20 protein-coding genes are annotated in these 19334 nt (G+C 33.5%); 7 read left to right on the top strand and 13 right to left on the bottom strand.

All coding sequences use genetic code 11. The features are described 5' to 3' along the window. Positions 1–6: 6 nt before the first annotated feature. Positions 7–573, bottom strand: coding sequence for a GNAT family N-acetyltransferase (locus AC1Q8M_RS06435; protein WP_001174782.1), 567 nt, complete (start codon positions 571–573; stop codon positions 7–9). A 136-nt stretch (positions 574–709) separates the two neighbouring features. Between AC1Q8M_RS06435 and AC1Q8M_RS06430 the strand changes: the two genes are divergently transcribed. Further along, complete coding sequence (locus AC1Q8M_RS06430) at positions 710–1336, top strand: DUF1648 domain-containing protein (RefSeq protein WP_001064609.1); 627 nt, start codon at positions 710–712, stop codon at positions 1334–1336. Between the two features lie 53 nt (positions 1337–1389). Here the strand turns inward: AC1Q8M_RS06430 and AC1Q8M_RS06425 are convergent, their stop codons facing one another. Both AC1Q8M_RS06425 and AC1Q8M_RS06420 read right to left on the bottom strand, forming a co-directional pair. After that, positions 1390–2493, bottom strand: a complete 1104-nt coding sequence (locus AC1Q8M_RS06425; protein ID WP_000721394.1) for a metallophosphoesterase — start codon at positions 2491–2493, stop codon at positions 1390–1392. A gap of 173 nt (positions 2494–2666) precedes the next feature. After that, entirely contained in the window at positions 2667–3089 is a 423-nt protein-coding gene (locus AC1Q8M_RS06420) for a GNAT family N-acetyltransferase (protein ID WP_001101121.1), read from the bottom strand. Between the two features lie 129 nt (positions 3090–3218). Here AC1Q8M_RS06420 and pdxR point away from each other — a divergent pair, with 129 nt between their 5' ends. Continuing rightward, on the top strand, positions 3219–4634 hold the full coding sequence (pdxR, locus tag AC1Q8M_RS06415) for a MocR-like pyridoxine biosynthesis transcription factor PdxR (protein WP_000348018.1): 1416 nt from the start codon (positions 3219–3221) through the stop codon (positions 4632–4634). Between the two features lie 89 nt (positions 4635–4723). On the opposite strand, the gene AC1Q8M_RS06410 is transcribed toward pdxR, so the two are convergent. Together AC1Q8M_RS06410 and AC1Q8M_RS06405 are read right to left on the bottom strand one after the other, a co-directional pair. Beyond that, complete coding sequence (locus tag AC1Q8M_RS06410) at positions 4724–5569, bottom strand: YitT family protein (RefSeq protein ID WP_000755122.1); 846 nt, start codon at positions 5567–5569, stop codon at positions 4724–4726. 171 nt (positions 5570–5740) lie between these two features. Continuing rightward, positions 5741–6949 (bottom strand): macrolide family glycosyltransferase, encoded by a 1209-nt coding sequence (locus AC1Q8M_RS06405; RefSeq protein WP_000024463.1) that lies wholly within the window; start codon positions 6947–6949, stop codon positions 5741–5743. A 386-nt stretch (positions 6950–7335) separates the two neighbouring features. Between AC1Q8M_RS06405 and AC1Q8M_RS06400 the strand changes: the two genes are divergently transcribed. From AC1Q8M_RS06400 to AC1Q8M_RS06390, 3 genes are read left to right on the top strand one after another with little or no spacing between them, the layout of a single operon-like run. Beyond that, complete coding sequence (locus tag AC1Q8M_RS06400; protein WP_000941378.1) at positions 7336–8214, top strand: aminoglycoside phosphotransferase family protein; 879 nt, start codon at positions 7336–7338, stop codon at positions 8212–8214. 23 nt (positions 8215–8237) lie between these two features. Then, complete coding sequence (locus AC1Q8M_RS06395) at positions 8238–9125, top strand: GNAT family N-acetyltransferase (RefSeq protein ID WP_016512971.1); 888 nt, start codon at positions 8238–8240, stop codon at positions 9123–9125. Next, positions 9118–9831, top strand: coding sequence for a class I SAM-dependent methyltransferase (locus AC1Q8M_RS06390; protein ID WP_000038495.1), 714 nt, complete (start codon positions 9118–9120; stop codon positions 9829–9831). Before AC1Q8M_RS06395 ends, AC1Q8M_RS06390 begins: the two co-directional genes overlap by 8 nt. A 20-nt stretch (positions 9832–9851) precedes the next feature. Here the strand turns inward: AC1Q8M_RS06390 and alr are convergent, their stop codons facing one another. Beyond that, positions 9852–11027, bottom strand: coding sequence for an alanine racemase (gene alr, locus AC1Q8M_RS06385; RefSeq protein WP_002093966.1), 1176 nt, complete (start codon positions 11025–11027; stop codon positions 9852–9854). 171 nt (positions 11028–11198) lie between these two features. Between alr and AC1Q8M_RS06380 the strand changes: the two genes are divergently transcribed. Further along, on the top strand, positions 11199–11660 hold the full coding sequence (locus AC1Q8M_RS06380; RefSeq protein WP_000498006.1) for a DinB family protein: 462 nt from the start codon (positions 11199–11201) through the stop codon (positions 11658–11660). 8 nt (positions 11661–11668) lie between these two features. Here AC1Q8M_RS06380 and AC1Q8M_RS06375 read toward each other — a convergent pair whose 3' ends face one another. The 7 genes from AC1Q8M_RS06375 to AC1Q8M_RS06345 all read right to left on the bottom strand — a co-directional run bounded on the left by AC1Q8M_RS06375 (position 11669) and on the right by AC1Q8M_RS06345 (position 17832). Then, positions 11669–12850 (bottom strand): MFS transporter, encoded by a 1182-nt coding sequence (locus tag AC1Q8M_RS06375; RefSeq protein WP_033657502.1) that lies wholly within the window; start codon positions 12848–12850, stop codon positions 11669–11671. Between the two features lie 196 nt (positions 12851–13046). Then, complete coding sequence (locus AC1Q8M_RS06370; RefSeq protein ID WP_098855561.1) at positions 13047–13592, bottom strand: MarR family winged helix-turn-helix transcriptional regulator; 546 nt, start codon at positions 13590–13592, stop codon at positions 13047–13049. Between the two features lie 149 nt (positions 13593–13741). Further along, positions 13742–14518, bottom strand: coding sequence for a Cof-type HAD-IIB family hydrolase (locus tag AC1Q8M_RS06365; protein WP_071714389.1), 777 nt, complete (start codon positions 14516–14518; stop codon positions 13742–13744). A 6-nt stretch (positions 14519–14524) separates the two neighbouring features. Beyond that, positions 14525–15115: a histidine phosphatase family protein gene (locus AC1Q8M_RS06360; protein ID WP_001166442.1), complete on the bottom strand. Its 591-nt coding sequence runs from the start codon at positions 15113–15115 to the stop codon at positions 14525–14527. Between the two features lie 90 nt (positions 15116–15205). After that, entirely contained in the window at positions 15206–16417 is a 1212-nt protein-coding gene (spoIIP, locus tag AC1Q8M_RS06355) for a stage II sporulation protein P (RefSeq protein WP_002093965.1), read from the bottom strand. A 15-nt stretch (positions 16418–16432) separates the two neighbouring features. Further along, a complete protein-coding gene (locus AC1Q8M_RS06350; protein WP_000226254.1) occupies positions 16433–17401 on the bottom strand; it encodes an SPFH domain-containing protein in 969 nt (322 codons plus the stop codon). A gap of 2 nt (positions 17402–17403) precedes the next feature. Beyond that, positions 17404–17832: an NfeD family protein gene (locus AC1Q8M_RS06345; protein ID WP_000741971.1), complete on the bottom strand. Its 429-nt coding sequence runs from the start codon at positions 17830–17832 to the stop codon at positions 17404–17406. 273 nt (positions 17833–18105) lie between these two features. Here AC1Q8M_RS06345 and AC1Q8M_RS06340 point away from each other — a divergent pair, with 273 nt between their 5' ends. Next, the gene (locus AC1Q8M_RS06340; RefSeq protein WP_001245237.1) at positions 18106–19323 is read left to right on the top strand and encodes an MFS transporter; all 1218 of its coding nucleotides are present in this window, start codon (positions 18106–18108) and stop codon (positions 19321–19323) included. The last annotated feature ends 11 nt before the right edge of the window (positions 19324–19334 follow it).

Raw genomic sequence — 19334 nt, 5'->3', positions numbered from 1 at the left:
TCTTTCTCACCCCTTCGTTACACATAGTGCTTCCCATTCTTCACGAATCATTCCCATTCGAATAGAATCATAGTATGTTCCGTTATAATAACGACACTTTCGCATTCTACCTTCTAAGCTCATTCCTATTTTCTCCGCTACTTTCATCATTCGTTCATTGCCAGACCAAGTCGTGATTCCTACTCTACCAATCTCCATTTTTTCAAATAGCAAATCTCTATATAATGTCAATGTTTCTGTACCGTATCCACCATTCCAGTATGTTGGGTCATAAATCACAAGCCCCATCTCTAACCAACGCGTCGGTTTATATTCCCAATAAAACCCGACTGTCCCAATGATTTGACCGTTATTTTCTATAATTAAATTTGACAGTGGTTCTTCTTTCAAACGAGTTTGCATCTTCTCTTTATAGGAAGAGTATTCTTGCATTGAGAACGGGAAATATGGCGCATCCCATTTCTTCCATTCTGGGCTTTCTTCTTTAAATATGATATTCCATAATGTTTCTATATCCGATTCTTCTATTGTACGAATTGTAACTTTCTTCCCCTTTAATACAACCTTTTGCATAATTCCCTCCTGCATTCACCTTTATTTCATATATAATTATAATATTTTTTCAGAAAAATCAAAACTAATATCATATATTATATTGTATAATTTTGTTATAAGATACCAATTATTGATTTAGAAAGCTGGTGATTCAATGAATAATCAATTTAGTATTGCTTTATTTCTCACTATTATTACGACAAATATTATTCTATATTTCTTCTTACCATCAAATATTGTTACAAAATGGGACTTCAATGGAACGCCTACATCAACAATGGATAAAAGCACTTTTGTAATCGTAAATATAATTATATGTTTCTTCTTATTCTTTGTATTTTTAGCTTTATCTAAAGCAGTGAGTAACCAGAAATTTCTCCATTGGATCGGCAACACAATGTTATTATTCTTATTTTTTGTCGATATTGTCATTGCCCTCATCGCTCTTGGCTTTTCACTTCCTCTTGATCATTTCATATTTTTAGCATTAGGGCTTTTATTTATATTAATAGGTTATTTCAGTTCCAAAATTGATACGACTAAATCAACCGTTTCATTAGAATGGAATGATAAGCACCTCGAAAAAAGAGCTTCAAATATTAGTAGTATTTCAATGATGATAGCAGGGATTTTTTTAGCGATACTTCCTTTTAGCGTTTCTGCTCCCTATAGAGGTTATGGCATACTAGCAATTCTTTTAGGAATGACGCTTATCATTCTACCGAGTACGATTTATTTACTTATTAAAGACAGCAGGCAGTCCACTAATTTAAAAGGTTAATTGAAGTACGAAGGCGCAAAATAGGCAATAAAAAATAGGAGGTTACATCCCTCCTATTTCAGCTCAAGCAAAATGCCTTTCTCTATCCACCCCTCTACACCATCTTTTTTAATTAAATCATATCCTGAACAACTACCATCAATGAGAGAAACGATATCTCCTTTTCTAACGCTTATTTGCGCACAAGAAATATCAGTTTTCACTGTATATTTACCTGACTCAAGTTGTTTCATGTATTCATTTTTTACAGTGAGTAATTTATTTGTTTCCTTTTGCTTACATACTGTATAATCTTGCATCTTCTCGATAGGCTCTATGTAATAATACGGATATGTCACTCCGCCCTGCATTTCTGAATTCGCATTAAAATCCGCTATTACTTCGTACCCTGGAAAATAGTCTACATATGTATAAGAAAACGTATCGCCCGTTTGTTTCCTCTGAATAATAAATGCATTTAATTGTCCTGCTTCTTTAATTGCATTTCCTCCATCTATTGCAATAATTTTTTTCTCCTCATCAATAACTGGATTGTTAGACGGTGCTTCTTCAGAATAGTTCACGACAGGCCAATGACCAACTATTACATACTTATTTGCTTTATGTGATTTATTAAAAAACTCTGGCATTGCTATCGCATTTTTGCGCTCTGTTTCTTTCCAATCTACTCTATCTTCTAGCCCGGCATGCACAAAAATATAATCTTCTGTTTCAATCGCTGTTGGCAACTCCGTTAGCCAATATAGTTCTTGTGAAAATTCACTTAGCAAGGCTTCTCTCACTTCACGAATTGAAGTGCCTTCATGAACTGAAAAATCCAATTGCTCTAGCCATTCATTAAAAATTGAATGCTTTCTCGTACATAAATAATTAATAAGACGAGGATTTTCATTTAGAAGAGCATCAACTAAAACTTCACAATTTCCTTCAACAACGTGAACATTTGAATTGTTCTTTACAAGATTCATAACGTAGTTTACTACACCTACGCTATCTCGTCCTTTCTCGCAAAGATCTCCATTAATAATTAAATAATCTTCATCTTTAAAGTTAACTTTATATAGTGCTTCTTTTAAAAGATTTAATTCTCCATGAATATCAGATATGACGATAACTCTAGCATCATTAGGGATTGATAGTTTCTTTATTTTCTTCAAGTATAAGCGCTCCAATCATTCTCTTTATTAAATTAAAACAATTCGACAAAATACACTATATAACCTTTTCAAATACATATACCATAACTTACAACCTATTTACCGTTCAATAATAACTTAATAAATAAGAAGAGGCTGTTCCCAACTTTTGCGGGACAGCTTCTTCTTATTATTTATAATTCTTTATGAAAAGAATAACTCACCTTATCATACCCTTCTCTTTCATAAAAACGATGAGCATCAATTCTTGCAAATGCTGATGTGAGGACGATAGATTCACATCCGTTTTCCTTTCCCCAGTTCTCTATATACGAAAGTAATACATTTCCATGTCCTTTTGAACGATGTGTGTCTGCTGTTACAAGGTCATATACGAAAACGTGCTTCTTATTATAAAAATTCGTACAAATCGCTACACCTGCAAGGCTAACAACTTCATCCTCCTCATTACGCAGCGAAAATAATTTATAATTTTCTTCTTTCATATTTCGAAATAAAGAGCTTGTTTCCTCTTTTGAAAGTTTCGTTCTTAATTGCTGTAAAACAGGTAATACTTCATGTAATTGCTCTTCTGTTACTACTTCTTTAACATTCATTTTTAACTCTCCTCTAACTATTTATTTAATTTTCTAAATGTTATATCATTATTATAGAAAGTAACTGCCCTTTACTTAAGTGACAGTTTAATTATTTTTTATAAGGCCAGTTTTAAAGGAGAGTTTTATATGGATTTTACTATCCCATTGCAATTACAAAGTAACACACCTATTTACTTGCAAATTTACGACTATATAAAAGCTGAAATTATACAAGGGAGTATTTCTGTTGGCACACGTCTACCCTCACACAGAAATTTAGCATCACAACTTAATATTAGCCGCATCACTGTTGAATCAGCTTATCAACAATTATTAGCTGAAGGTTATGTAGAAAGTAAACCGAAACGTGGTATTTTTGTAGCAAATTTCGATATTGACGTTATCCCAAATAAAAAACGAAATGCAGCAATGAAGACGAGCAATTTAATAGACGAAAAATTCGAATATGATTGTAGCCAAGGGCTTATTGATCAAAATACATTTCCGATTACAAATTGGAAACGAGCATTACAAGAATCCATTCTTAAATACGAAAATGCACTATTTGCCAAAGAAGACCCTCAAGGTGAATTCGCTCTTCGAGAGCATATATCAACATATTTATATCATTCTCGCGGTGTACATTCTTCACCTGATCAAATTGTGATCGGTGCCGGAACGCAGCCACTTCTCTGGCTACTACTTCAACTGCTTGGCCCTACAAAAGAATACGGCATTGAAAACCCTGGATTTCACCGTATACACGCAATCATTAAAAGCTGTGATAGACAAATTCATCCCATACCATTGGATGAAAAAGGTATTGATATTTCTAGCTTATATAACACAAATGCCAATGTCGCATACGTTACACCATCACACCAATTTCCACTCGGGATTATTATGCCTTTATCTAGAAGAACAGAATTGTTAAAGTGGGCTAATGATTGCAGCGGATACATTATTGAAGATGACTATGACGGTGAGTTTCGCTACGCTGGTAAGCCGATTCCTTCTTTGCAAAGTCTTGATTCAAATGAACGCGTTATTTATATGGGGACTTTCTCAAAATCTTTTTTACCTTCTTTACGAATGGGATATGTTGTTTTACCACCACATCTTTTAAAAACATATCAAGAACTGCATGGAATTTTCAAACAAACAGTCGCTACAATACAACAACTTGCTTTTGCTAACTTTATACAAAGCGGGAATTGGGAACGTCATCTTAACCGGAGTCGTACACTATATAAAAGAAAACATCATGCGTTAGTAAAATCCATTATGAAAGAAATGGGGGCTAATGTTCAAATTCTTGGCGAACAGTCCGGACTTCATATTGTTTTATGTGTCCATAACAGTATGAATGAAAACGAACTGATTGAATCCGCTAAAAAACAAAGCGTTAAATTATACCCGCTTTCTCCATATGATTTCGTGAATGATTTACGTAAGGAATCATACGTATTACTCGGTTTTGGTAGCATTCCAGAAAATAAAATTGAAACGTTGGCTATATTATTGAAAAACGCTTGGTTCCCTAGTTGCAAGGAAACTTGTTAACAGTGGGTTTAACTTGTAACATACTAACAATTCAACAAAATAAAAAAGAAGGCTGTTCCAAAATAACTTTTTGGACAGCCTTCTGCTAGTTATTCACCTGACCTAGCTTTCCTTCCCGGACGTTTCACACCAGTCGTTTCTGTTGAATAAGAAGCTTCAATTATAGCGGTTGGATCTACAGAGAGAACGAGATCTTTCATTTTCGGATAAATGAATCGGTTTGTAATGCAATAAATGATTCTCTTATGCTCCCCTAAAAAACCACCTTCTCCATGTAGATACGTAACAGATAGTTGCAATTCTTTCATAAGTAAATCGCCTATTTCTTTATTCTTACCAGAAATAATCATAACGCTCTTACCTTGATTTATACCATCTAATATAAAATCAATCATTTTCGTAACAATATAGAAAATGGCTAATGAGAACATCGCTTGTTCGATTGAAAATAAAATGGCAACAAAGATGAAAATAACTGCATTTACTGCAAGTAAAAAAGTACTAATCGGTACATTAAAGTGTTTATTCATCCAAACTGCTAACATTTCCGAACCGTCAATTGCTCCACCCATTTTAACAACAATCCCAACACCAATTCCGAACAGCACTCCACCATAAAGTACAATTAATAACTCAGAAGTCGTAATTGCTGGAAATGGTTTTAAATAAATTAATCCGAGTGTTGTAACTACATTCGCATAAGATGTACGGATAAAAAATTTCTTTCCCATTACTTTTGCAGTAAATAATAAAATTGGGATATTAATTCCTAAGAACACACCATAAAGCGGCAATTCTGCGACTTTATTTGCCATAATAGCAATAGCCGTTACCCCGCCATCTACTAATCCATTAGGTGCTAAAATAAGCTCTAATGAACCTGCTACTATAATTGAGCCAATTGTTAATAATACGTATTCAAATACTTTCTTCATTCATTACCCCCAAAACTTATATATTTTCTTAGTATTATTTTAACGTAATTTTACTACTAATTCAAAGGTATCGATTTATATACAAAAAAGTTTCACCTTTATCGCTATTTTTATGTAACACGTAATACTAGAAACACACTTACAAATTAAAAGTAAGTGTGTTTCTAACATCTATTTAATCTTTACGTACGGCTTCATTTTTAATTCAAATATTTCCTCAACTGCCCTTTGATATCCACCAGCATTTCTAAGCGAATCTCCCACTTTACGACTATTTCTCTTAAACGTCACATCATTCATTACTTTCTTTACAGTCTCACGTAACAATTCAGAAGTTAACTCGTTACGATTAAGTGTTATGCCTGCCCCTACTTCAGTCAATCGTTTTGCAACGAATGGCTGATCCCCTGTTACCGGAATTACAACTAATGGGACACCGTAATATAACGCTTCACTCGAACTATTCATACCACCATGTGTCACGAATACATCAGCATGCTGTAAAACTTCTAATTGCGGGACATAATTATACAACTTAAAGTTTTTCGGGATATTTTCAAATTGACTTATATTTATCTTCTTACCAACGACTAATACGACTGTCGCATCTACATCTTTAAACGCTTCAAAACACTTTTCATACAAAGCAGGTTGTTCATTAAAAACTGTTCCCATAGAAATGAAAATCACTTTTTCATTTTTTAAATCTTCGGTAGGAAAACTCCCCACTTCTTTTCGAGTAGCAATTGATGGACCTACAAATTTATACGATTCATCAAATAAATCTGAACGCGGCTGATATTCTTTTGAAGTATATACAATCGTAATATCACCAGGATGGTTCATAATATCATACATACTATTACATTTCATTCCATACTGCTTATTCCATCTTTCCATTCCCGCTAAACAAGATTGATATAATGGATTCATTTCGTCTACTTGTCTCGATTCTTGCCCATCATGAAAATTAATGTACTGATTAACAGCAAACGTTGTACAAGATGAAACGCTTGGTAATTGTAAAATATTCGCTATAATACGTCCTACTGGAAAATGATTATCATATATTAAATAATCATATTTTTCCTCTTTTGTTTCTTCTACAATTTGAGTAACAATACGCTCTGATGCTTCAATCATATGAGATAGCATCGTCAAAGGGCTCCCACCTTCATTTACTCGTTCCATAATATTAATTTGAGAGAGAAAATTCTCAAACACTCGGAATTCTGCACCTGTTGCTTCAATCTTCTTTCTATAATCTTCAATACAATACGAAACAACTGTTTCTCCTCGTTGGATTAACTCACTTACAATAGCTAAAGTCGGATTAATATGACCTTCCCCAGGGAAATTTATTACGAGTACATTTGCCATAATATTCTCTCCTATCCAGTCAATCTTATAAAGTTAACAATTAATTATATTAATTAATTTAAGTCTATTATAAATGAATGCATTCTACTTCTTCATGCTTTTCTCTTCATTTTATTATTGAGAAATATTTTCTATAGTCTACATTATTTTGATTCACAATCTTATAAATGAATGCTTAATTTTACTTTTACTCTTCATAGATTTAAAGATATGAGTCTTACTACTATAATTTTTAGACAATTCACACAAAAATGTAGAAATATAATGTTTTTAATGAATTTTCGCTATAAATGTAACTATGCTTTCAATCTTTTTATCTTTATCCTCATAACACATCATCTGTTATATAATGAATTTATAGAATTTACAGAAAAGGGAGTCTTTTCATGCTACAACAACTATTCAATTCAACTATTCTATCCGTTCAGGCCTTGCACCCAGGTTATGAAGATCATGCAAGTGATGTTTTTCTCGTTCAAACAGAAGATACAGAAGTTATCGTTCGTACTTCTAAAATGAATGAAGAACCAAATAATGATTTTTGGTGGGGATGTAAAAATCTATTTGGAATTGATCCAAGGAACGTCCATCATTTAGAAACTGTACATACATTGCTGCAAGAACATACGAATCTTCCTATCCCAACAATATTAGAAAAACATGTTTTAAATGGCCGTGAATTTGTGGTGGTCGAAAAGTTAGTAGGTAACACAGTTCAATCTTTTATCGAGCAACCAGATTCTATTTTATTTAGCCTAGGAAAAGGACTTGCAGAAATACATAAGTTTAAAGCCGATTTTATAGGAAATCCGTCAGGCACGTTCCAAGTTCCACTAGATGAATTCCAATCACATATTTTAAACGTGAGTAAAGAGCTTGTGAATATGTTTTATTCCGATGATGAAAGCATACAAAATGCTTTTCCTACCTTTGAATCACAGCTTTCTTCCCTGTCCCTACCAAAAGAAGCTACACTCGTCTTACTTGATATGGACCCTACCCAATTTTTATATGACGGTACAACTATTACGGGTTTAGTAGATACTGAAGCTTACGCGGTTGCCCCGCGAGAGTTTGATTTTATCGGACTAGAATATGTACTTACCGAAAAAGAAGCACATGCCTTTAAAAGTGGTTACGAAACAATTATGCCTATTCCTCATCTTGAAGAATGTAGACGACCATATCGTTATTTATACCGACTGTTATCTGTGCAAGGTAGTGTGGAATTAAAGGAATGGTTAAGTCACCCATCCTATTTTTAAATACAATTGAGAGGGAGTATACAATGGATATTCAGAAAAAGCGTTCTGTAACAGAAAGTGAAATACAGCAAATGAAGGATTTGGCTTATATTTGCGGGCAACAAGACAATCTTGATTACTCTTCAGATTTACATATCAACTTTTTAAAAAATCGAAATGAAGATCATATAAACGATTTTCTTCTTTATAACGGTACTCAATTAATTGGCACTTTAAATATGTATGATTTCGAAAGACCAACAAAGCTTGAACTAATAGGCTTTGTACATCCTCATTTTAGAAAACAACGTTTCGGAACTACCCTTTTACAAACTGCAATGAAAGAAATACAAAATAGAGAGGCAGATGAAGCTCTTCTTATTATCAATGGGGATTCTATTTCTGGGAATGAATTTGTAAAACATATGAAATTACCGTATTTATATAGTGAATATAGTATGGAGTTCAAAACAAACGAAATTCAAAAAACAACAGAAAGTAATATACAGCTTACTCTTGCAACTTCAGAATCACTTCTTGACCTTATTGAAATTTCTAGTACAGCTTTTGGTGATTCAGTAGACAATACGGCTACATGGTTACAAAAAATGATGACTTCACCTTCTCATAAAGTTTACAGTGCTCTTATTAACGAAAAAGCTATTGGAACAATTACAGTTACTGAGCAAGAACAATCTACTACACTATCAGGATTCGCCGTTCATCCTTCTTATCAAGGTAAAGGATATGGAAAAGATATTCTTAGTTATATGGTACATACCCTTATTACAGAAGGAACTTCAACAATTGAATTAGACGTCGAAACGAAAAATAACCATGCTTTAAAACTATATACACAATGTGGTTTTAAAATTAAAACGAAGCATGACTATTATAATTTAATGAATAGCACGGAGAATATTTATGTCTAAAAAACTTATTTATTCTGATTACGATATTTTCGCATCTATTTATAATAAACATTGGGGAAATTTTGCCGAACACTCCTATCTAGCTTTTGAAAAACTCGTTTTACAATATGCACAACCACGTTCTCATATTTTAGATCTTTGTTGCGGGACTGGTCATCTTACAAGGAAACTACTTGATAATAATTTTGTAGTAACTGGTATAGATGGTTCTACTCAAATGATTGAATATGCAAGTGAAAATGCGCCAGATGCAACCTTTTTCGTCGATGACGCTCGCTATTTCAATATAAATGAGCAATTCCACTACGTCATCTCTGCCGGTGATAGTTTAAACCATATTATGAATTTAGATGAACTAAAAAGTGTGTTTCACAACGTTTACTCCGTATTACATAACGAGGGTATATTCGCATTTGATATGAATATGGAAAAAGGATTTCTTGAAAACTGGATTGCTTCGTTTCATATTTCAGAGAAAGAATATGTTTGTACGATTGATTCTACATTTGATAATAAAAACAAAAAAGCAGAAATGAATTTCATATTATTTACACGTGATACAAATGATATTTGGAAAAGAAGTGACTTTTCTTTTAAAGAAACATGTTACACTAAAGACGAAATTACTCATGCATTACAATCTGTAGGTTTTAAAAATATTCAATCGTACGGTACAAATAGAGCATTTTTCACTTGCCAAAAATAAAAAAACTGAATCTAAATGATTCAGTTTTTTCTTAATATATTTACAACTGCAGTTGTTTCGTCATTTTCTTTATAAACACGCGGAATTCTTCTATCTAGCATACATGTAACTTCATAGTTTATTGTACTTAACATATCCGCTATTTCTTCTACTGTGATATTTTCTTCACCTTGTTTACCGTAGAATACTACTTCGTCTCCTACTTGTACTGGCATCGCTTTTGAAACATCCAACATTAACTGATCCATACAAACACGGCCAATTACAGGTACTCGAACCCCGTTAATTAACGCATAGCCTTTATTAGATAATTGACGATTATAACCATCAGCATAACCAATTGGTACAGTCGCAATCCATTCTTCACCAGTTGTTACATACGTATTCCCATAACTTACACCACGATTTTTCTTCGCATGTTTAATATGAGCCACTTTTGATTTTAACGACAACGCAGGCTGTAAAGAAACGACTGAATGATCCACCTCTTTTGATGGATACATACCGTACACTCCTATTCCAACGCGCACCATATTTTGAAATGTGTTACTTAATTCCATTGATCCTGCACTATTTGAACTATGAATATATGGTATTTGAATTCCTAATTCTTTCGCTGTATTAACAGCTTTTTCAAATAAACTTGTTTGCATATTCGTATATGATTTATCGATTTCATCTGCCGTAGAGTAATGCGTAAATATCCCTACTACTTCTATATACTCCATACGGTTTAATTCTTCTAAAAATGGTTTAACTTCTTCTTCTTGTAAACCGATACGACTCATTCCTGTATCAATTTTCACTTGAATTTGTACTTTTTTTTGAAGACGGTTTGCAATTTCATTTATACCATGTAAATCTTCTACTCTATAAACAGTCATCATAACGTCATATTGAATTACATCTTCTACAGCCGCTACTGGTGTGTATCCTAAAATTAAAATCGGCACAGTAATTCCTGCTTCTCTTAATTCTATTGCTTCATCTACAAATGCAACTGCAAGTTGATTTATTCCAGCTTCAATTGCAGCTTTGGCAACTTCAACTGCCCCATGGCCATACCCATTCGCTTTTACAGCAGCCATCATCTTAATTTCTTCATCATTTACATGTTTTTTAAATTCTTTTACATTATGTTTTACAGCATTTAAGTCAATTTCTACAATTGTATCTCTTCCATATTTCAAACTCATTGGTCTAACTCCTAACTCAATAATTGCATTCCATTCTATTTCACGTTTCATATGACCTTTTACAATATAATACTTTTCATTATGCTAGTCAAACTACTAGAATTTTCGGAATTTTGAGTATGATATAATATCCTCAAGAAACTATTATATACGGAGACGAGGAGAATTACAATGTTTGTTCAATCTGCATTACATCAACTAAAAGTTGCTATTGATACTTCTATTTATATGCTTAACCAATATAGTGAAAACGATTTAAAAATACAACCGATTCACTCAAAACGATCATTATTTGAAATGTGTACACATCTTTCTCTTATTTGTCATGCTGATTTGCTCATTTTAAATGGTATTCCAGAAAAAGAATTACATACCTTTTATATAGAACATACGCCCGTAACAGTTGCTCAAATGCAACAAACGATGATTGAAGGATACAACCTTCTCTCCAAAACATTTCTTTCCTACTCCCAAATAGAATTAGCAGAAGTTATGACTGCCTATTGGGGTATTTCTTATTCGCGCTTTGAATGGTTACTTGAAATCGTTGCACACTTTTATCATCATCGTGGACAAATTCATCTTTTATTATGTGAGCATATGAAAGATCCTCGCATTCCTTTATTTGAGTGATTTTCCACTTATTCATTAATTATAAATAGAGAAGCTACAAAACCAATAAAAAGTAGCATTCCTAATAAAATAAATGTTTGAGCATACCCTCCTATTTTCATTAGATAAATAGAAATGATAGGTCCTATACTAGTACCTAAAAATAAAATAAAAGTATAAATAGATACTGCTATTCCCCTCGCTTTCCCTCCTAATTGACCTACAAGAGAAACTAAAGACGGAACGGATATAGCAATACCTATTACAAAACAGACACTCATCATTACAAGTAGAGATAGATACGAAACAAAGCCCATTGAACTTAGACTAAAAATAGCGATCAACAATCCTCCCTGAAGAACTTTTCTTACTTCAAACCTCTTCGTTAAACGACCTGTAAGCGGTGACAGCAACATACCAAATAGCCCCGCTAAGCGAAAATAAAGAATTTGTTCTGCAATTAAATTGTAAGTAGGAGAGCTCAAATAATTCCCTAAAACAGTATACATATTAACAAAAGCCATTAATAAAACAAATGCAATTATATAGCTTAATACTAAGCTTTTATTTGTAAAAACTTTACCCATCTGTTTAATTGGCCCCAAAATATCAGTATAGGATTGAGACGTCTCTTCTTTCGGAAGAGAATAATAAACCCATATAGCAGTACTTATATAGACAATGCTAAGAAGAAAGAAAACCATATGCCATCCAAAATGCTGACTAACAGCAGTACTTATTACCTGCCCTACAATTCCAGCTACTAAAAAACCAGTACTAACAAATCCTATTGTTGTAACCCTTCTTTCTACTGGGAACATTTCTACAACGTAGGCTAGCGCTACTGGAGAAAATGTAGCTGCTGCTATCCCTTGTATACCTCTAAAAATAACAAGCCAAAATAAACTATCTACAAACCCTAAGCAAAAAGAAACAATCGACAGTGCAAGCAATCCAATAAAAATCACTTTTTTTCGTCCATATTTATCAGAAATTGCCCCAAATAACAAACACCCTATAGCAAAGCCAACAGAAAATATACTTCCTGTAGCTGCCGATTGTGCTAATGACGTATTAAAAATGTTTGAAAATAGAGAGATTAAAGGTATTGTTACATATAGGCTAGACATAACTACCATACCCGACCAACATAATACTGCTGTCATTATTGTATAATTCTTTTCACTATTTACTTCCTTTCCTATTTCCATCATAAACTCTCTCCCTTATTACGATTTGTTTTTATTAGTTTAAACTCTCTAAATTACTAAAATAGCATTCCTTTAACTCTTATTTATTTTAATTACATAGCAAAAATTATCACCGCTCATAAAGTTAGTTAAGCATATAATAAGGTAAGCTAATTATATGTCCAAATAAATAAGTTGATCTTCATAATCAACTTATTTACCTACCTTCTCCTAATTTCACCTGCATAGTTGTTTGCATTTTATTTAATAGCTTTTCTAAAACTTGACGCTCTTCTTGATTAAAGCCATCAACTAACGAAGCGCAAGATAACCAAAAAGTTGGTAAAGAATGTGTAACTAGTTCTTTTCCTTTCGGAGTAATTTTCACCTTTAATCTTCTTCGATCTTCAGAATGGTGGAATCTTACGATTAACTCTCGTTTCTCCATCCAATCTAATAAGCCAGTGACAGAAGCACGTGTAATCCCTAATCGACTCGCAATATCCGAAGGACTCATGTTCACCTCTTCCCCATTCGCTTCCATTTCACGCAAAATAAACAATAGTAAAAAATCTAATTTACTCTCTGAAATACCAAGCGGAGCTAAATCTACGTCAACCGCATCAAGAACATTATCAGACGTCCATAACATTAACAAACCAAGTTTTGCTGCGATTGGATCCGTTTCCGCTGATGCTGTCTTTTTGATTAACTCTGCGTACGGCTCAATCCCTAAAGGAAGAGAATCTTTTCTTGAATACATTCATCTTCACTCTCCTTTCTCATTAAATAATTAGCTTACCTAATTACTTTCTCATTATACTCATATTTTTCCTTTTATTGCAAGCACATTGTTGAACAAAAAAATCCTATTATTAAAACAGGATTTTTCACACTGACTAGCTATCAGTTTTAAATAATGTGCAACTTCTTTAAGGCATAAGAAATTCCGCCTTCACTCGCCTTCGTTGTAACGAAATCAGCCCTTCTCTTCAACTCCTCTCCACCATTTCCCATCGCAACTCCTAATCCTACATACTGCAACATCTCAATATCATTTCCACCATCACCAAAAGCAATGGCTTCTGATTTACTAATATTTAAATGTTCCAATACTTTTTGAATTGCAGTTAGCTTCGATACTTTACTATCTTCCAATACATTCATAACGTAACCATGAAAACGGTCAAACGTAAGTGCTGGATATCTTTCAATGAATTTTTGAGCTTCTGCTTCATCAGCATACAGACATATGCAATACATCTCATCTGACAAGTTTTTAACTTTGTCAGGATACCGCTCTAAATTTAAAGTTTCATTTAACGCTCGTATGACACGTTCATCTTTGGAGGCAATATCATTCATTGCAAATTCTTCTGTAAAGTAAGAAACACTGTGACCATGTAATTCAGCAAAATTTGAAATATCATGAACGATTTCGCTTGAAAGTACTGATTTATGTATAACTTTTTCCCCCAATTTTATATGTGCACCATTTGCAGAAATATACGTTTTTATGCCTAGCCCCTTAAATTGTGAGCATAAACTATATGGTCTCCCTGTTGTAACAACTACGTGAATCCCCTTATCTATTAATCTTTGTACCGCTTCTTTTGTACTTTCGTGCATACTTCTATCAATCTCGCTTAAAAGCGTACCGTCAACATCAAAAAATGCAACTTTGTACATAAGTCTTTACATCCCGTCCAAATGATTCGTATCATTAATGAAATGCACCGTTTTTTGTTCACCCTCAATTTCAATTAAACTTATTCCCGTATCTCCCATTTTGAAATAGTAGTCCATTGAAATTGGCATATTGAAAAATGCACGTAATAGACTATTAATTACGCCTCCATGGGCAACAATCGCAATTCGATCATATGTATTCTCTGTCACAATTTTAGAAAAAATCCCTTCTATTCTCATTCGAAACTCAATAAATGACTCTCCGTTTTCAAAACGGTCATGAAGAAATTTTGGCTCTGGATATTTCTTTGCTTCTTCAAATGATAAGCCAGCTTGTATTCCATTATTAAACTCCATTAATTCCTCTTCTAATTGAATTGGACAACCAATTGCTTCTGCTAATGTTTCACCCGTTTCGCGAGCGCGTTTTAATGTGCTTGCCCAAATGAAATCTGGTGCAAAATCTTTTTTCACTTTCTGTACAAGTCTTTGTACTTGTCGTCTCCCTTTGTCAGTCAACTCAAAATCAGCTCGTCCTTCATGCACATGTAAAATATCAGCTTCTGATTCTCCGTGGCGTATTAGTAGTATTTGCATGTTTCTCTCTCCCCCTTTATTTAACATTCACAAAATTCTATTATATCACATTTTAAGATTTCAAAATAAAAAGGAACGGTCTCCCGTCCCTCATCCATTCACTTTTTCCGCATCATTCCAATAATATTTACTAAACGCTTCTGTTAACACATCAATTGTGTTATATAATTCATCTAACGTATTATCAACACCACCAACTTCAATTAACATCGCATTTTTCGATAGATCTTGGTTATAAACGCCATTTCCATCTTTTTTATACTTCGGAAAAATCCCTCTACTTAATCCGTAATAGTTTTCATCTAAATAACTATTGATCGCTCTTGCAATTTTTTCATTTTCAGCACGGCCTTCATTTTCCATCCCAATAATAAAATATAATCTTGCATACGATTTTCCATTAATTACTTTTGTTGTTACTTTCTTACGCTGATCATCACGATGTATATCAATCGGAAACGCAATTTTATTATTTTGTGCTAATGCTCCTTTTACATATTCATGAGATGCTTTATATGACTGATACCATACCCACTTTTTACTCGCTAATAAATCACCCATATTCGTTTTATCGTGAATTACTGGAATTCCTTGCCCCTCAAGTTGTTCCTTCATACGTTTTCCTAGTAAGGACACATTTACATCTGGGCTAGATGGATCAGTTGCCCCTGGTAATAATGGAAAGAAGGATTCCCAGCTATGTGTATGATAAATATATACTGCACTTTCACCTTTTTTCGCTCCGTTCTTTTTCTGAACCGGATTATTCTTTTCCGCTTCTGTAACTTTATCTTTTGCTACTTCCCGTTCTTTCGTTACTTCTTCAATCGGTACACTAGATTCATTTGGGATATTCGTCAAGTTTGTCCCTTCCCCAGCTACGATAATATTAGAATAATACTTTGACATACCAGGTACTTCTTTACCGACGAATGTTCTTAAATCTTTAATTTTCAAATCTGTCGCAATAGAGAACATTAAATTCCCAACTGACTCTCTTTTATTCTGCTTAAAATAATCAAATCCGTAATAGTGATTCTCACTTTCTATCATTTGAACAAAACCTTGCATCGATACTTTTCCAAACCATTGATTTGCATAATTCGATTTCATTGTATGTAAAAGTGACGTCAAAATCGACGCTATTATAATTACTATTAGCGCATATAAAAGGAGTAACGAAATTAATTTCTTCCCATGTATTCGAGTTGCATACTTTTTCACTGCATCACCTTCTTTATACATGAATATGTACAAGCTTTTCGGAATATACGCACAAAAAAAAGAGAAATGGTATCCCATTTCTCTTCCTCACTTTTATTGTTCTTTTCCTGTATCATTTGAAGGTAGTTTCTTCGCTTGTTTTTCTTTAAATATTTCTCCAATTGCCCCAAGAGTACCAAGTGTTTCAATTGCATTAGACGGAATAAAGACTTTATTTGCTGGTCCTTTTGCAACTTCAGCTAATGATTCGAATGATTTGTAAGCAAGTATGCGCTCATCCAAATTCGCTTCACGAAGCAATTCAATACGGTTTTGTTCTGCTTTTGCGATTTCTTCAATTGCTCGCGCTTCCCCTTGTGCCTCTAATTCTTTTGCTTCTCTTATACCTTCAGCTTCGCGAATACGCGCTTCTTTATCCCCTTCAGCCATCAAGATTTTACTTTGCTTTTCCCCTTCAGCACGAAGAACTTTATCTTGTTTTGCTGCTTCAGCTTCTAAAATAATTGCACGTTTATTACGCTCAGCCTTCATTTGTTTTTCCATTGATGCTTGCACATCTTTTGGCGGGTTAATATCAACAACTTCGACACGTTCAATACGTACGCCCCATTTTTCTGTTGCTTCATCAAGCGCTAAGCGGATTTCTGTTGAAATTTTTTCACGACCAGATAACGTTTCATCCAGTTCCATTTTACCGATAATTTGACGCATCGTTGCTGAAGTAATATTACGAACACCATATTCATAGTTTGAAATACCATATGTCGCAAGTTCTGGTTCAACAATTTGATAGAAAATAATTGTATCTATTTCTACTTGAACATTATCTTTCGTAATTACTTTTTGCGGTGGTACATTCGTTTGTTGAATACGTAAGTCGTGATATACACGAACACGATCTACAATTGGGATTAAAATATTTAATCCTGGGTGCATGATACGTTGAAACTTACCAAATCTTTCAACAACCCCAACTTTTTGCTGAGGAATAATTTTAATTGTTAATGCGATAAATGTAACTACAATTAGTGCGAATATAATCGTTAACGTTAATGCTACCATATTTATTCACTCTCCTTTTTTACTTGTAATATAGTACTATGCCTCTTTATAACAACGACTTTTTCTCCAGCATCAATTGAAGAATCTGCAATAGCTGTCCAAGTATCTCCATCCACCTTCACAATACCATTCGCTTCATTTGTAATCGCTTGCATAACAATCCCTTTTTTACCAACAAGCATATCTACTGTATCCGTAAAACCTTTTGCTTCTCGAAAGTTTTTTGAAATTCTTTTCGTAAAGAATGTCAAAGTTAAACTTATAATTGCGCCAACAGTAACTTGTAACAGTAGTGCATCAGGAGCAAACAAAGCAATAAGACCTCCGACAACAGCTCCAATTCCAAGCCAAAGCATGTAAAATGTAATCGACAACATTTCTGCAATAAATAAAATACCAGCTATTATAAACCAAATTACCCAAGCAGCCATATGCAACCCTCACTTTCTTTCTCATTTTCTATATGTATATGAAGAAAAGAATGGTTTATCCGCCCTTTCTTACACTTGGGCGTTTGCTACAAGCTATTGTACATACTCACTGTTACTATGATTATTAATATAATACTATATCAATATATTCTTCATTATACATGAAAATTCCTTTCAAAAAGTGACAAAAAATTAAATTCTTTAAAAATTTCATTTTTTAAATTACAATTATTCTAATTACTAAATACTATTTTTATAGAGGTGTTATTCTTATTGAGAAACCTGTCACTAACCTACTACTTAGGTTCCAAAACATGCATTACTCTCGCTGACATCGTATATGTAATGATTATTACAACTCATATTTATATAGCAACTAAATCAGCTACTATTACTGCTCTTTTTCCATTATTACAAGTTATCACAAATCTAATTGCTAACATCTCTGCACCACTAATAATAAATCGTTTTCCGTCTTATACGTTGTTATATACGCTACAATGGCTAAAAACAGTCTTTTTACTATTATTAATGATTTTGTTTCCGGTCTTATCCACAAACATTATAGCTCTATTAACTTTTATTTTTTTCATTTCATTATGTAGTGGATGGAGCGCTCCATTACTATACAGCATTCTTCCGCGCCTTACACCGAAAGAAAAATTAGTAAAAGTAAATAGTATCTTTTCCTTTTCAACACAAATTGCGCAAGCCGCCGCTTATTCATTTACGAGTGTTATCGTTCTTCTCATTGGCGCTACATCTACACTCATGATTAATAACATGTTAATGATTTTTGGATGTATTGCATTACACTTTTCATTACGTACCATACATACTGAACGAATAGCAGATCCTCCCTCTTCAAAAAGTACTGCTTTATCGGAAGGTTGGAAACTCTTATTTCAAAATCCTTCTCTCCGTACCGTTACATATATGGACTTAATTGAAACTTTCGCCGGGACAATATGGATTGGCGCTATTACGATGGCATATGTTACGACTATTCTTCATAAAGGCGAAGAATGGTGGGGATATATTAATACAAGTTATTATGTTGGCACGTTAATCGGTGGTCTATTAGCATGGAAAATGAGTTCCTATATTCAAAACAATTTAATACGATCTATGTCGATTGGCTCTCTTATATTTAGCATTCTTACATTTTTATATGGTATGACGAGCAGCGGATTTATTGCGCTTTTTCTATGTGTTCTAATGGGACCATGTTATCAAATTAGAGATATTTCCCAAACGACTGTTTTACAATCAAGTGTCGCCCCTGCTTTATTATCAAAAATGTATACAGCACATGGTGTACTTCTTTCAACAGCCTCTGGACTATCTATGCTTAGTGTTGGCATTATTACTGATATGTTCGGTGTTCGTACAATTTATATCATCGCTTCTATTCTTATTTTATGTTCCGCTTGTTTATCTTTTAGTTTATTAAAATATCATAAAACAGAGCAGAACGATATTTCACTTTAATCACTAAAACA

The sequence above is a fragment of the Bacillus sp. GW823-FHT06A10 genome (assembly GCF_058795375.1).
Note: the sequence above shows the minus strand (reverse complement) of the source record. Positions and strands in the feature narration are given on the sequence as shown.